General features: G+C 64.4%; 13 protein-coding genes. 2 read left to right on the forward strand and 11 right to left on the reverse strand.

Going from position 1 to position 13988, the window contains the following annotated elements; translation table 11 throughout:
* Positions 1-2: 2 nt before the first annotated feature.
* The 8 genes from FJ543_RS24930 to FJ543_RS24965 all read right to left on the reverse strand — a co-directional run bounded on the left by FJ543_RS24930 (position 3) and on the right by FJ543_RS24965 (position 8275).
* Positions 3-803 (reverse strand): ABC transporter permease, encoded by an 801-nt coding sequence (locus tag FJ543_RS24930; protein WP_015319016.1) that lies wholly within the window; start codon positions 801-803, stop codon positions 3-5.
* The gene (locus FJ543_RS24935; RefSeq protein ID WP_140715236.1) at positions 800-1672 is read right to left on the reverse strand and encodes an ABC transporter permease; all 873 of its coding nucleotides are present in this window, start codon (positions 1670-1672) and stop codon (positions 800-802) included. The genes FJ543_RS24930 and FJ543_RS24935 overlap by 4 nt, the downstream gene beginning before the upstream one ends.
* Positions 1669-2772, reverse strand: a complete 1104-nt coding sequence (locus FJ543_RS24940; protein ID WP_140877954.1) for an ABC transporter ATP-binding protein — start codon at positions 2770-2772, stop codon at positions 1669-1671. Before FJ543_RS24940 ends, FJ543_RS24935 begins: the two co-directional genes overlap by 4 nt.
* Before the next feature lie 76 nt (positions 2773-2848).
* Positions 2849-3874 carry an ABC transporter substrate-binding protein gene (locus tag FJ543_RS24945; RefSeq protein ID WP_023782299.1) on the reverse strand — a complete coding sequence of 342 codons (1026 nt, stop codon included), beginning with the start codon at positions 3872-3874 and terminating at the stop codon, positions 2849-2851.
* A 53-nt stretch (positions 3875-3927) separates the two neighbouring features.
* Positions 3928-4926, reverse strand: coding sequence for an AraD1 family protein (araD1, locus tag FJ543_RS24950; protein WP_140877956.1), 999 nt, complete (start codon positions 4924-4926; stop codon positions 3928-3930).
* 33 nt (positions 4927-4959) lie between these two features.
* Positions 4960-5739 (reverse strand): SDR family oxidoreductase, encoded by a 780-nt coding sequence (locus FJ543_RS24955; protein ID WP_140877958.1) that lies wholly within the window; start codon positions 5737-5739, stop codon positions 4960-4962.
* Between the two features lie 11 nt (positions 5740-5750).
* Positions 5751-7478 (reverse strand): IlvD/Edd family dehydratase, encoded by a 1728-nt coding sequence (locus FJ543_RS24960; protein ID WP_140617442.1) that lies wholly within the window; start codon positions 7476-7478, stop codon positions 5751-5753.
* Entirely contained in the window at positions 7475-8275 is an 801-nt protein-coding gene (locus FJ543_RS24965) for a FadR/GntR family transcriptional regulator (RefSeq protein ID WP_224622742.1), read from the reverse strand. The genes FJ543_RS24960 and FJ543_RS24965 overlap by 4 nt, the downstream gene beginning before the upstream one ends.
* Positions 8276-8346: 71 nt before the next feature.
* On the opposite strand from FJ543_RS24965, the gene FJ543_RS24970 reads away from it, so the two are divergent.
* A complete protein-coding gene (locus tag FJ543_RS24970) occupies positions 8347-9258 on the forward strand; it encodes an aldose 1-epimerase (protein ID WP_246678880.1) in 912 nt (303 codons plus the stop codon).
* A gap of 218 nt (positions 9259-9476) precedes the next feature.
* Here the strand turns inward: FJ543_RS24970 and FJ543_RS24975 are convergent, their stop codons facing one another.
* Together FJ543_RS24975 and FJ543_RS24980 are read right to left on the reverse strand one after the other, a co-directional pair.
* Positions 9477-10760, reverse strand: a complete 1284-nt coding sequence (locus tag FJ543_RS24975; RefSeq protein WP_140877960.1) for a D-tagatose-bisphosphate aldolase, class II, non-catalytic subunit — start codon at positions 10758-10760, stop codon at positions 9477-9479.
* The gene (locus FJ543_RS24980; RefSeq protein ID WP_140877962.1) at positions 10757-11710 is read right to left on the reverse strand and encodes a sugar kinase; all 954 of its coding nucleotides are present in this window, start codon (positions 11708-11710) and stop codon (positions 10757-10759) included. The genes FJ543_RS24975 and FJ543_RS24980 overlap by 4 nt, the downstream gene beginning before the upstream one ends.
* A 257-nt stretch (positions 11711-11967) precedes the next feature.
* Here FJ543_RS24980 and FJ543_RS24985 point away from each other — a divergent pair, with 257 nt between their 5' ends.
* Positions 11968-13002 (forward strand): LacI family DNA-binding transcriptional regulator, encoded by a 1035-nt coding sequence (locus tag FJ543_RS24985; protein WP_015319005.1) that lies wholly within the window; start codon positions 11968-11970, stop codon positions 13000-13002.
* Here FJ543_RS24985 and FJ543_RS24990 read toward each other — a convergent pair.
* Positions 12990-13943, reverse strand: a complete 954-nt coding sequence (locus FJ543_RS24990; RefSeq protein ID WP_140877964.1) for an alpha/beta hydrolase — start codon at positions 13941-13943, stop codon at positions 12990-12992. The genes FJ543_RS24985 and FJ543_RS24990 overlap by 13 nt on opposite strands.
* Positions 13944-13988: the final 45 nt, after the last annotated feature.

Consider the following 13988-nt stretch of genomic DNA (forward strand, 5'->3'; position numbering starts at 1 on the left):
ACTCAGGTACGTTCCGTCGCCATTTGCCTGGGAATGAGAAAACGGGCGGCGAGCACGCACAGCAGCACGGTGAACATCAGGATCAGCGCCACCAGCGCGTTGATGTCGGGCGAGAAGCCTAGCCGCATCATCGCCCACAGCCGGACCGGCAGCGTGCTCTGCGTGCCGGTGACCAGGATGGTGATCATCGTCTCGTCGAACGACAGCGCGAAGGCCAGGATGGCGCCGCCGACCATGGCGCTCGACAGGTTCGGCAGGATGATGCGCCAGAAGGTCTGCCAACCGCTGGCGCCGAGATCGTAGGATGCTTCGACCAGCGTGCGGCTCATCGACTGCAGCCGCATCAGCACAGTGCGGTAGACGATCGCCAGCACGAAGACGGTGTGGCCGATGACAACCGTCAGCAGCGAGCGTTCGAGGCCGATCTCACGGAAGAAGATCAGCAGCGCCAGGCCGCTGATGATAGGCGGCATCAGGAATGGCAGGAAGATGATGAACTGCAGAACCGAACGTCCCGAGCGGCGGCCGTGATAGTAGAGCGCCAGCAGCGTCCCGCTGACCACCGACAGGATCACGGTACAGACGCCGACGATCAGCGTGGTGCGCAACGCGGTCAGGATGTCATGGTTTTCAGCCAGCGCCACATAGGTCGAAAAGGTCGGCGACGACCAGTCGACATTGCCATGCGAAATGGTGAAGAACGACGACACGATCGGCACGAACAGTGGGCTGTAAAGCAGTACCGCGACCAGCGTCGTAATCGCGGCCAGGAAGATGGTGGAAGGCCGGGGCAGCGCGCTCATACCGACGTCCCCCGGCTGCGCCCGAACCGTTCGCCAATGAGAATGGCGGCGATCACCACGATCGCAAGCGCCACCGACAGCGCGGCGCCGAACGGCCAGTTATAGGCCGTGCCGAACTGGCTGTAGAGGATGCGGCCGAAGGTGAAGCCGCTGATCCCGCCGACCATCTGCGGTGTCAGGAAATCGCCGATCGCCAGTACGAAGACGAAGCTCGCCGCCGAGGCGACGCCGGGCAGGCTCAGCGGCAAGGTGATGCGCAGGAATGTCTGCAGGCTGCTGGCGCCCAGGTCATCCGAGGCGCGCAGCAAGGTCTGCGGAATCCGCTCCAGCGACAGGAAGATCGGCAGGATGGCGAACGGGATCAAAAGCAGGCTCAGCGTCAAGAGGATGGCGTTCATGTTGAAGACGAAAAGCGTCGACGGCTGATCCAGGATGCCGAGCGCCACCAGCGCCTTGTTGAGGAAGCCGTTGAGGCCGAGGATGCTGCGGATCGCGTAGATCTTGATGACGTAGCTCATCAGCAGCGGCACCAGCAGCAGCATCAGCAGGGCGTAGCGCCACCGCCCCTTCAGCGTCGTCAGGAAATAGGCGGCGGGATAGGCGAGAAGGATACAGATGACGGCCACCGATACGCACAGCACGATTGTGTTCCAGAACACCGGCAGAAAGATCGGGTCGGTGAAAAACCTGACATAGTTGCCGAGCGTCGGTGCATGGACGATCGTACCCTGGTCGACGCTGAAGAAACTGTAGACCAGGAAGATTGCCAGCGGCACGAGGACGAAGATAACCGGCAAGGCGAATGCCAGCACCGTCACCAGCCGTGACAGCCGCCGTTGCGCGGCGTGTGTCGAGCCGGTTCCGCTCATGCCAGCACCAGATGGCCTTCATGCGGCGCAAACGAAAGCCAGACCGTCTCGCCGGATTTCAAGATGCTGCCGTCGATCCGGCTCGGCATGCGCAGCCGCAGGCGCTGCGCGGCATCGTCCGCACCCGCCATGATCGTGGCGACCGTCGACGAGCCGGCAAAGGCGAGATCGACAATGGCACCGGAAAAGCGATTGGCGCCATCACGGGCGTCCGCGAGATGCAAGGCTTCGGGGCGGAACGCCGCGAAAGCCGCGGCGCCATCCGGGGCAATCTTCAGATGCGGCTGGTCGCTGATCGAGCAGACCAGCCGTCCGAGTGCCGTCTCGATCGGTCGCTGCTCGCCTTGCACCGGACCGAGTTTTCCAGCCACCAGATTGTTCTCGCCGAAGAAGCGCGCCACGAATTCGCAATTCGGCTTGTAGTAGAGCTCATGCGGCGTGCCGAGCTGGCGGATATGGCCGGCCTGCATGACGCAGATCCGATCGGCCATGCCGATCGCTTCTTCCTGGTCGTGGGTGACGAACAGGAAGGTGGTCTTGATCTCGCGCTGGATGGATTTCAGGAACTCCTGCATCTGCCGGCGCAATTCGAGATCGAGTGCCGCCAGCGGCTCGTCGAGCAGGATCAGGCGCGGCTGGCAGATCAGCGCCCGGGCGAGCGCGACACGCTGGCGCTGGCCGCCGGAAAGCTGTGCCGGAAAGCGCTCGGCGAAACGTCCGAGCTGCACCAGATCGAGGGCTTGCGCCACGCGGCTGGCGATCTCCTTGCGCTTGATATGGCGCACCGAAAGCCCATAGCCGACATTGCCGGAGACGGTCATATGGGGGAACAGCGCATAGTCCTGGAACACCGTGTTGAACGGCCGCTTGTTGATCGGCATGCGGCTGATGTCCTGGCCGTCCAGCCGGATCTCGCCGGACGTCAGCGGCTCCAGCCCGCCGATCAGCCGCAGGACCGTGGTCTTGCCCGAACCCGACGGCCCAAGAACGGTGAGGAACTCACCGTCCCGGAGCGACAGGTCGATGCCGTGCAGCACGGGAACCGTGCCGTAGGATTTCGAGACGGACCGCAGCGTCAAGAGGTCGGTGTTCTGGCTCATGGGATATTCTCGCATACGCTTCGGCGGTCCGGAACGTCCGGACCGCCGGGTCCTTCGAAGTCAGGCGCGGAAGGGATCAGGGCGTCGCCTTGACCTCGTTCCACAAGTCCGAACGCTTGAGCGGATCCTCGACATTGTTGAGCCAGACCAGCTTGTCGTTGCCGCCCGCACTGCTCGACTCGACCACCGTGTTGCCGAATCCGGTGCGCTCGGAAAGCGCGCCGCTGACCTTCTTCGTCAGCATGAAGTCGATCCATTTCTCGGCCGCGGCATTGTCGCGGACGCCCTTGGAGATCACCCAGTTGTCGAGCCAAGCAAGCGCGCCTTCGCTCGGATTGACGTAGGCGACATGGGCGCCGATCTTCTGCAGTGCCTTCACCTGCTGCTGGCCATAATTGGCCCAGATCAGCGCAACATCATTGTTCTGGTAGATCTGCTGCGCCTCGTCGGCGGTGGTGTAGAAGCTCAGCACATTGCGCTTGAGCTCGACCAGCTTGGCCTTGACCGCCGCCATTTGTTTTTCGTCGAGGTTGAACGGATCCTTGTAGCCGAGCGTCAGCGCGGTGAACGAGAAATTGTGCTCGCCATTGTCGTAAGCGAGGATCTTGCCCTTGTAGGCCGGATCCCACAGGACGGACATCGAGGTCGGCGCCGGCTTGACCTTGTCGGTGTCGTAGATCAGCCCGATGGAATCGAAGCAGAACGGAATACCGTAGACCTTGCCGTCCTTGGTGTCGCCGCTGACCTGAGACAGATCGCGGAAGCGCGGCAGCACGTCCTTCTGGTTCGGCAGCTTGGTGATGTCGATCGGCGACACCAGATCGGCCTTGATGTAGCGCTGCAACTGGGCGGTGTTGACGGCGAAGACGTCGAAGTCCTGCCCTTCGCTGCCCTTGATCTTGGCCCAGATTTCGTCATCGCTGCCGATGAAGACGACATCGACGCCGATGCCGGTGGCGGCGGTGAAGTCCTTCACCCAGTCCGGGTCGGCATAACCGTCCCAGGCCAGCACGCGAAGGTTCGCGGCCAGCGCCGCCGACGTCATCAGGCCGATGCCGAGCCCGATGGTCGCTAGTCTCAGAAACGCTTTCTTCAGTCCCATTTTTAATCTCCCATTGTCGTTCTGGTGGACCGTAATTTCCGGGGCTATCGCCGTCACAGCTGGGTGACTGCGACCAGTCCCTCGTCCGGCACCGACACCATCCGGTTGCGCAACGGCTTGCCGAATGTCTGTGCCTGGATTTCATACTCGTCGCCGGAAGCCGTCTTGACGCCGGAGGCGTAGCTCATCACCGCCGCTCCGAAGAAATAGGCGTGCAGGTCGCCCGCCCTGCGGTGCATCGGGTAGCGGAAATGGAAGTGTTCGAGATTGGCGATCGAATGCGACATGTGCGCTTCGCCCGACAGGAATTCCTGTTCCCAGATAACAGTGCCGTCGCGCAGAATGCGGGAATGGCCACGCACTTCTTCGGGCAGGTCGCCGATCAGAAGCTCCGGTCCGATCGAGCAGGAGCGGAGTTTCGAGTGGGCGAGATAGAGGTAGTTCTCGGCCTCCGTCACATGGTCGGAATATTCGTTGCCCAGCGCATAGCCGATGCGATAGGGGCGGCCATCCGGCCCATTGAGGTAAAGGCCGACGATCTCGGCTTCTTCGGCGCCGGCTTTCGCGAAGGCAGGCATCGGCAGATCGGCGCCAGGCGGCACGACACAGGTGCCGACGCCCTTGAAGAACCACTCGGGCTGGATGCCGATCTTGCCGGCGCCGGGCTTGCCGCCTTCCAGGCCCATGCGGAAGATCTTCAGCGAATCCGATTCCTCGGCGTCCTCGCCATGGGTCAGCACATGCATCTTGTCGCGCGCGGCGGCACTTCCGGTGTGGGTGAGGCCGGTGCCGGTGACCAGGAAGCGCGCCGGTTCCGGATGGTCGACGGGAGCGAGCACGCGGCCATCGCGCAGCAGTTCGCTATAGTCGATCGTGGCCGCACCCGTCCGCTTCTCGACCAGCGCCGCGATCGATGCACCCTGGGCGATCGCCGCTTCGGCGAGCTCCAGCACGGTGCTTGTCTTGTCGAGTGGATGCAGGCGATTGCCGTCATCGGAAACGCGGCCGACCCGCCTGCCGCCATCGATCGTTGTGTACTGAACAAGACGCATGAAATGCCCTTCTTCCCTAGAGGCCGTACGGGGTCACACCCAGCCCGCGTCGACGATGAACTGTTGGCTCGTGCACATCAGGCTGTCGTCGGCGGCGAGGAACAGCGCCATGCGCGCAATGTCGGATGGCTGCAGCCGGTCGGGCAGGCACTGCCGCTCCGCGATCTGGCGTTCGCCGGCGGGGTTCAGCCATAGCCGCATCTGGCGCTCTGTCATCACCCAGCCAGGCACCATGCAGTTGACGCGGATGCGCTCGGGGCCGAGTTCGCGGGCCAGCGCCCGCGTCATGCCGTAGACAGCGGCTTTCGCGGTGACATAGGCAGGGCAGTCGGGATCGCCGACCATCCAGGTAATGGAACCGAAATTGATGATCGAGCCGCCGCCCAGCGAGCCCATTTGCGGGCGCACCGCCTGGGCGGCGAAGAACTGGTGGCGCAGATTGACCGCCATGCGGTCGTCCCAATAGGCCACCGTGACGTCCTTGGTCTGGTGGCGGTCGTCATTCCCGGCATTGTTGCACAGCACCTGGATCGGGCCGTTGTGCCGCATCGCCTCGACGGTCGCCGCCTGCAGCTGCTCGACATTGCGCAGGTCGCAGGGAATGAATAGCGGCGCGGCATGCCCTTCGGCCGCGATCGCATCGACCAGGCGCCGTGAAGGCTCCTCGGCCAGATCCACGAAGGCGACGCGGCTGCCTTGCGCGCAGAAATGGCGCACCAGGCTTTCACCGATGCCGCCGCCGCCGCCGGTTATGAACACGCTGCGGCCCTTCAGGCTGGGGTAGGTCGCGTAGCTGCCGATCTGATCCGTCATCGCGCCCCTCTCTAATGGGAATGCCGGGGAATGCCGGCATCGCGCCGACCGACGAGAAAGTCGAAGTCGCAGCCCTTGTCGGCCTGCAGCACGCGCTCGACATAGAGGCTCTGGTAGCCACCCTGCGGCGGCTCCGGCGGCTTCCAGTCACGGCGGCGGATCGCCAGTTCCTCGTCCGAAACCAAAAGCTCGAGACGGCGGCCGGCGACGTCGAGCTCGATGAGATCGCCGTCGCGCACCAGGGCCAGCACACCACCGGCCGCGGCCTCCGGCGCCACATGCAGCACCACCGTGCCGTAGGCGGTACCGCTCATGCGCGCGTCCGAAATGCGCACCATGTCGGAAACGCCTTCTCTGAGCAGCTTGGTTGGCAGCGGCATGTTGCCGACCTCGGCCATCCCGGGATAACCGCGCGGTCCGCAATTCTTCAGCACCATCACCGAGGAGGCGTCGATATCCAGCTCCGGATCGTCGATGCGGGCATGGTAATGCTCGATGTTCTCGAAAACGACCGCCTTGCCGCGATGCTGCATCAGTTCGGGCGTTGCCGCGGACGGCTTGATGACCGCTCCGTTGGGCGCCAGATTGCCACGCAGGATCGAGATGCCGCCCTCCTTGGTCAGCGGCTCGCGCAGCGGCCGTATGACCTCACGGTTATAGTTGGGCGCGCCGTCGATCAGTTCACCGATGGTCTTGGCGCTGACGGTCATGGCGTCGCGATGAAGAAGCCCCACTTCATCAAGCGACGCCATGACCGCAGCTAGCCCCCCGGCATAGTAGAAATCTTCCATCAGGAACCGGCCCGACGGCATCAGGTCGACAATGGTTGGCACGCCGCGGCCAAGGCGGTCCCAGTCATCGAGGCCGAGATCGACACCAACCCGGTTGGCGATGGCGATCAGATGCAGCACCGCATTGGTCGAGCCGCCGATCGCGCCATTGACGCGAATGGCATTCTCGAAGGCTTGCCTGGTAAGGATCTTTGCAATCGTCACGTCGCGGTGGACAAGATCGACGATCTGCCGTCCGGCCAACTGGGCAAGCACGCTTCGGCGCGAATCCACCGCCGGGATCGCGGCGTTGTCGGGCATGCCGATGCCGAGCGCCTCCACCATGCTGGCCATGGTCGAGGCGGTGCCCATCGTCATGCAGCTGCCGGCCGACCGGCTCTGGCCCTGCTCGGCGGCAAGGAAGTCGGCGACCGGCATGCGGCCGGCCTTGACCTCCTCGGCGAATTTCCAGACATGCGTGCCCGAGCCGATATCCTGTCCGCGGAACTTGCCGTTCAGCATCGGCCCACCGGAGACGGCGATGGTTGGCAGGTTGCACGAGGCAGCCCCCATCAAGAGCGCCGGCGTGGTCTTGTCGCAACCGACAAGCAGGATGACGCCGTCGATCGGATTGCCGCGGATGGATTCTTCGACATCCATGCTGGCAAGGTTGCGAAACAGCATGGCGGTGGGGCGCATGTTGCTCTCGCCCAGCGACATCACGGGAAATTCGAACGGCAGGCCGCCAGCCTCATAGACGCCGCGCTTGACGTGATCGGCGAGCGCCCGCAGATGCGCATTGCACGGGGTCAGTTCCGACCACGTGTTGCAGATGCCGATGACCGGGCGGCCGTCGAAGGCGTCAGCGGGAATGCCCTGGTTTTTCATCCAGCTGCGGTGCATGAAAGCGTTCTTGCCTTCACCGCCGAACCAGGCTTCCGACCGCAATTTGCGTTTGGTCTCGGTCACGATTGCAGACCCCGCTCGTTGCGGCGTTTGTTGCGGTTCTCGACGCTGCGGCGCACGTCATCCTCGGCATTGTCGATAAGCACCAGCAATGCCTTTTGCGCGCCGGCGGCGTCGCCGTCGGCAATCTTCTCGGCGACTTTCCGGTGCAGCGGCAAGGAATGGCGCTGCCCTTCCGGATTGTCGTTGGAGAGGCGAAAGCTCATTACCAACGCGGTCTCGACCAGTGCGGCCAGCGAGCCGATCAGCTCGTTGCCGGTCATGCGCAATATGGTCTGGTGGAACACCAGATCGGGCTTGGCGAAGCGGTCTCCGTCATCGCTCAGTGCTTCCATTTCGGCCAGCGCTGCATGGATCTCGGCGATCTGAGCCGGCGTCGCACGCTGCGCGGCAAGAGCCGCCGACATCGGCTCGATGGCGCGGCGCAGTTCAAACAGCGCCCGCACATCCTCCGCACTGACACCGCCGGTATAGCGCCAGGACAGGACGTCGGGGTCGAGGAAATTCCAGTCGGCGCGAGGACGCACCCGCGTGCCGGTCTTCGGCCTGGATTCGACCAGCCCCTTGCCAGCCAGGACCTTGATCGCCTCGCGCAGCACTGTGCGGCTGACCCCCAGCATCTCGCTGGAATCGTCGGCATTGGGCAGCGCCTCGCCGGGCAGGAAGTCGCCTTGCACGATGCGCAGCCCGATCTGCTCGACGACGGTGGCGTGCAGCGCGGTGGAGCCGCTGGAAACCGCGACCGCGACTCGTGACGTGCGGGCTGTGCTGAATGATTTTCTATTCTTCATACTATTCATATGATATGTCTTATAGGCGTGGGGATTGGAGTCAAGGGATTGGGGGAGTGCCGATGACAAAGAATTTCGCTGTGGCCGTCGCGCAGTACACGGAACTGGTCTCGATCAGCGACGGCATCGCGACGGTCGAAATTGCTCCCGCCGCTGGTGGAGCGCTGGCGTCGTATCGATGGTGGCGGGATGGTTCGGCCGTGGATTGGCTGCGTGCGGCTCACCCAGCGGCGATCGGCCGTGGCGATGCCGGCGCCATGGCCTGCTTTCCGCTCGTGCCCTATTCCAACCGCATAAGGAATGGCCGCTTTGAATTCGCGGGGCGCCCCATTCAATTGCCGACGGCCCCGGACGATCCACATCATGAGCACGGCCATGGCTGGCGTCACCCGTGGGCCGTCGTGAGCCATGAAGCGAGCATGATCGTCCTGCGCTATCGCCATACCGCCGATTCCTGGCCATGGAGCTACGAAGCCGAGCAAGTGATCTCGCTGGCCGAAGGCAGGCTTTGCATGACCATTACCATGGGCAACCTGTCGGACGCGCCGATGCCGGTTGGCCTCGGTCTCCATCCTTACTTCCCATCGACACCGTGGACGCATGTCCAGGCACGGGTATCAGGCATGTGGGAAACCGATGCGGAGGTGCTGCCCATCCGGCATGTCCCGCCGCCCGTGGGGGCCGACCCGTCGATCGGCTTTGACGTATCGGAAGTGGACTTCGACACGGTCTTCACCGGATGGGCGCGCCGCGCCCGGATTACCTGGCCCGAACACGGACGGCAGCTGGACATCGAGGCAGAGGCGCCGCTCGACTTCCTCGCCCTCTACACGCCGCCGGGCGAACCGTTCTTTTGCGCCGAGCTGGTCAGCAACATTACCGATGCTTTCAACCGGAGGGGCGACAAGGACATCGACACCGGCTGCATTGTGCTGGCCCCTGGCCAGAAACAATCCGCAAGCGTCCGCTTCATACCGTCGCTGGCTGTTTGATCTTCGCCGCGGCTTGCTCGACGCGAGGCCAGGTCAGAACGGATAGTGCTGGCCCGGTCCTCGGCCGTCACCCAGCGCAAATCGGTGAATTCGCCGACCGAGGCCTTGCCGCCGGAGCAACCATAGCCGGAGCCCTTGACGCCGCCGCTGACGCGCATCGCGATCTGGCGTTACGCCGCACCACGTGGGCCCTGGTGCCACAGCCATGAAAGTCGGGATCAGCCGGTTGCGCTGGCATAGATGTCGAGAACGTCCGTCACGCCTGCGATGAGGAGTTCCCTGGCCTTTGGCGCGACGGATCCGCTCGCTACCGCGCTGTCGAGGCGGCCGAGATACTGGCTGATCAGGGGTGAGGGGATGTCGCGCTCGCCCAGCGCCTGCATCAGCGCGTTCACGGACTGCCGCGCCGCCGGCGCAGGCCAGTAGTAGCGGATACGGTCGCTGTAGGAAAAATGCCGCTCGATCCGCTGCTCGGCCTCGGAGCCGTGATAGTAATTCTTCCAATTGCCGGGCGCCGCCAGCATGACGCGCTCCATGGCCGCCGGCAGGCTTTCCCGCGATGGGTCGGGAACCAGAATGTCGGCGATATGGCTCAGACCATAGAGGGCTTCGCGCAGCGCGAAGGTCAGCCAGGGCCCGACCTTTAGTATGGCAAAACCGTCGTCGACCAGCGCGCTCAACGCCGCAGCGGGCTGGTAGTCGGTCGAGTGGGCCTCGAAGACGAATTGCGGCAGGTCTCGCAGCGTGCCGGCAAGCGCCCGGGCGCGTTCCGGCCGGTAGGTGATGACCTCGGCATTGCCGAATTCGACGCCCGGCTGCACGACGACGCCGATCGCCCGCGAGAAAGCCTGGTCGAGGCCGCGCCGGCTAAAGGCATCGTGGTGGATGCGAACCGTCTCACCCGCAGCCTCCGGTGTCGTCACCGCCAGATGGTCCATGGCCTGCTGTGCGCCGCCCGGCACCGGCACTTCCGTGCCGATGACATAGACAGGCCTGGTGCCGCCTGTTCGTTCAACCGCGGCCTCCGCCACCTCGGCCAGTTCGGCGGCGCGCGCGGCGATGGTGGCGTCGGGCGGTGCCGCGCCTTCGCCGGCGCAGCCCATGCTGGCGTCCAGGTGGATCTTTGTGAAGCCGGCCTCGGCATAGGCATCCACCATGCGTGCGGCTTTTTCCATCGCCTCGGGCGCCGGCAGGTGCTTCCAAGGATTGGGGCCCAGATGGTCGCCGCCGAGCACCAGCCTGTCCAGGGGAAAGCCGGCCTTTCCGGCGATCGTCTCGACGAAGCGGCGGAAATCGCGCGGTGTCATGCCGGTATAGCCGCCCTCGTGGTTGACCTGGTTGCAGGTGGCCTCGATCAGCACATCGGCGCCGCGCGCCTTGCCGTGGCGCAGCGCCGCTTCGACGACCAGCGGATGGGCCGAGCAGATCGAGGTGATGCCACAGCGTTCGCCGGCCGCACGGCGCGTGGCGATGCCAGCCAGTCGATCGGTCGCCTGGCTCATGCCGGTGCTCCGGTCCGGGCGGTCTCGATGAACGCCTCAACGGTGGCGAGCGAGGCGATGCCTTCCATTGGTCCCTTCTTCGTCACCGCCAGCGCGCCGCAGCCATTGGCTATTCGCAGCGCCCTTTCCGGTGCCTCTCCACGCAGCCAGAAGGAGACAAAGGCCGCGGTAAAGCAGTCTCCGGCGCCGGTCGGATCGATTTCCTCGACGACGAAGCCGGGTGAGGCTGTGCGCCCCGACTGGGCGTAGTGGACGGCGCCCTGCGCGCCCTTCTTGACGACGATAGTGGAGATGCCGCGGTCCAGCATTTCGCGTACCGCGCTTTCCTCGTCGTTTGCCTCGGCGAAGGTGAAGAGTTCCGGCCCGCTCGGCAGGAACACGTCGGTCTTTGACAACACGAAGAGCAAGGCGTCGCGCATGCCCGGTAGATCGAGCATCTCCTTGCGGATGTTGGGGTCGAAAGAGACCGTGCCGCCGCGCATCTTGACGGCTTCGATCCCGTTGCGGGCAATTTCGATCACCTCGGGCGAGAACAGCGATGTCCCCATGACGTGAAAATGGTCGGCGCCGGCCAGCAGCGCGCGCGCTTCCGCGCCCATCTCGATCAGGCCGGCGGCACTCTGCTTGATGTTGTAGACGAAGTGCCGGCTGCCATCGCTCTCATAGGTGACGAAGGCGGTTCCGGTCGCGGCACCGTGATGGACGGTAATGGCCGAGATGTCGGCGCCGTCGGCACGCAGGCGCTCGATGTTCAAATGGCCGAAATCGTCGTCGCCCACTGCCGCGATCAGCCCCGCCGGCTGGCCGAGCCGCGCCGCCTGATCGACGAAGATGGCGGGAGCGCCTGAGGGAAACGGACCGACCAGCGGGCCGGGGGCGCGAAAACTCTGGCCGATCCGCTCGGCCATGATCTCGACCAGGATCTCGCCGGCACAAACCAGTTTCTTCATGTCCTCACCATCTGCCGGACGGACGGCCTCCGCTTGGCCAGAAATTCCTTTATCCGTGCATGTTCAAAACCTAAGTTGTCGTTTTCGGAGCGTCAATAAATAATTTGACGTGCGCAATGCTTTTGCGTTGTACTGGAAATATGGAAATTTGACTGAATAAGTCCGCTCAAGCAATGCTGCCTCACCGCGACGATCGCAAGACTGATTCTGGCCAGAGCGTTAAGGCTGGCATCGAGGATAAGGGGCCTGAAATATAGATGGCGGAAAAGACCCACCGGACGATGGATGATTTCGCCAGGGCGTCCGGCGTTTCGCGGCCGACCCTGTCGAAGTATTTCGACGATCCGGCCAGCGTGAAGCCGGCGACCCGGGCGCGCATCGAGGCGGCGCTTAGTTCGTCCGACTATCAGCCGAATGTTTTTGCCCGCAACCTCAACCGCAAGCGCACCCGCAATGTCGGCATCGTCGTACCGGCGATCACCGATCCGTTCTACGCCGAGATGGTCAGCCGCATCGAACGGCGCTGTCGCGACGAAGGGTTTTGGCCGATCGTCATCTCCTCGCACGGTTCGCCGAAACTGGAGGCGGAATCGGTCAGGACGCTGATGTCGCTGAAGGTCGCGGGCGCCATCGTCGCGCCCTTGGGCTTGGTCTCCGAACCCGGCGTCTTCGAACGGATGAGCGAGGACATCCCGATCGTCTATTTCGACACCTATATCGAAGGCGACACGCCATTCGTCGGGAATGACAACCACCAGAGCACCTCGACCATCGTCGATTATCTCTGCCGGTCCGGCGAACCGCCTGTCTATGTCGACATCCCGCACGTCAACCACAATTCGGGCGAACGCCTGCAGAGCTATATCGACGCGATGCAGGCCGCGGGCCTGGAGCCCACCGTTCTCAAGGCGGCGGGCGACTATAGCTGGGACTTCGAGCGCATCGGCCACGAATGGATGGACAGGACGCTGGAGAAAGGCGGCCTGCCGGCCCGCACGCTGCTCTGCGCCAATGACCGTCTCGCCTTCGGTGTGATGGCGGCCGCCTTTTCGCGCGGGCTGAAGATCGGCCGCCGCGCCGATTGCGATTTTCGCGTCGCCGCCCACGATGATCATCCGTTGAGCCGCTACACCTGTCCCGCGCTGACCACCATGGCACAGGACTTCGCCGCCATGGCCGGCCGCAGCGTCGAGATCCTGCTGGCGTTGCTGGACGAGGCCGATCCGTCCGGCCATGATCTGGCGCGCAACGTCAAGCTTGGCGCCACCCTGGTGATGCGTCAGTCGGCCTGAGTGATCGGCTCCGGCGTCTGTAGGCGGAGCCAGGCCGCCGCCTCGCTTACCGTTTGCCGCGCGGCCAGGATGTGGCGGCCCATCGAGACGAAGCCGTGGATCTGACCCGGCCAGTGTCGCAACGCCAGCGGCACTCCGTCGGCGCGCAGGCGCTCGGCATAGGCCGTGCCTTCGTCGGCAAGGATGTCGTGGCCGGCGATCACGACGAAGGCCGACGGTGCGCCGGCGAGGCTGGAGGCCAGCAGCGGCGATACGCGCCAGTCCGCGATATCATCGGGCGTTCGCACATAGTGGTCGCGGAACCAGGCCATGGTGGCGGCGGTGAGTCCGAAGCCGTCGCCGAAACGCCGGTAGCTGTCCGCCGTCTGGCGGGCATCGGTGTTGGGGTAGATCAGGGTCTGGGCGGCGAGCGGCGGCGCCAGCCTGTCGCGGGCGAGCAATGCCAGCACGGCGGCAAGGTTGCCGCCGGCACTGTCGCCAGCGACGGCAATACGGGTCGGGTCGATGCCGAGTTCTCCAGCGGCCATGAAGCGCAGCGCTGCCGCGCAATCCTCGAGCCCGGCGGGAAACTTGTGCTCCGGCGCCAGCCGGTAATCGGGACAGACGACGACGGCGTTGCCGAGATTGGCCAGCCAGCGGCAGATATCGTCATGCGAGGCGAGATTGCCGATCACCCAGCCGCCACCATGCAGATAGAGCACGGCACGCGCCCCGGTCCGCGGCGCGCCGATACCGCGATGGATGCGGATCGTCACCGGACCGTTCGGCCCGTCGATCTGCTGCTGCTCGGTTGCCGCGACCTGTTCGTGCTCGCCCTGCAGCGTCGGGAACGAAGCGTTGTACGCGGCCCGCGCCGCCGCGACGCTGCCATTCTCGAAGGGTTCGCCGCGGGCGGCACGGCCGATTTCCAGGGCACGCAGCGCATCTGGGTCGAGCGTCATCGCCATCTCCGTCAAAGCAATTCCAGGAAAAGTGTGCAGCGGTTT

Source organism: Mesorhizobium sp. B2-5-7, from assembly GCF_006440875.1.
GTDB classification, from domain to species: domain Bacteria; phylum Pseudomonadota; class Alphaproteobacteria; order Rhizobiales; family Rhizobiaceae; genus Mesorhizobium; species Mesorhizobium australicum.

What these genes read in the sequence shown, in the direction of transcription:
- FJ543_RS24930 (WP_015319016.1), bottom strand. Translation starts at nt 803, where the DNA reads ATGAGCGCGCTGCCCCGGCCTTCCACCATCTTCCTGGCCGCGATTACG.
- FJ543_RS24935 (WP_140715236.1), bottom strand. Translation starts at nt 1,672, where the DNA reads ATGAGCGGAACCGGCTCGACACACGCCGCGCAACGGCGGCTGTCACGG.
- FJ543_RS24940 (WP_140877954.1), bottom strand. Translation starts at nt 2,772, where the DNA reads ATGAGCCAGAACACCGACCTCTTGACGCTGCGGTCCGTCTCGAAATCC.
- FJ543_RS24945 (WP_023782299.1), bottom strand. Translation starts at nt 3,874, where the DNA reads ATGGGACTGAAGAAAGCGTTTCTGAGACTAGCGACCATCGGGCTCGGC.
- araD1 (WP_140877956.1), bottom strand. Translation starts at nt 4,926, where the DNA reads ATGCGTCTTGTTCAGTACACAACGATCGATGGCGGCAGGCGGGTCGGC.
- FJ543_RS24955 (WP_140877958.1), bottom strand. Translation starts at nt 5,739, where the DNA reads ATGACGGATCAGATCGGCAGCTACGCGACCTACCCCAGCCTGAAGGGC.
- FJ543_RS24965 (WP_224622742.1), bottom strand. Translation starts at nt 8,275, where the DNA reads ATGAATAGTATGAAGAATAGAAAATCATTCAGCACAGCCCGCACGTCA.
- FJ543_RS24975 (WP_140877960.1), bottom strand. Translation starts at nt 10,760, where the DNA reads ATGAGCCAGGCGACCGATCGACTGGCTGGCATCGCCACGCGCCGTGCG.
- FJ543_RS24980 (WP_140877962.1), bottom strand. Translation starts at nt 11,710, where the DNA reads ATGAAGAAACTGGTTTGTGCCGGCGAGATCCTGGTCGAGATCATGGCC.
- FJ543_RS24985 (WP_015319005.1), top strand. Translation starts at nt 11,968, where the DNA reads ATGGCGGAAAAGACCCACCGGACGATGGATGATTTCGCCAGGGCGTCC.
- FJ543_RS24990 (WP_140877964.1), bottom strand. Translation starts at nt 13,943, where the DNA reads ATGACGCTCGACCCAGATGCGCTGCGTGCCCTGGAAATCGGCCGTGCC.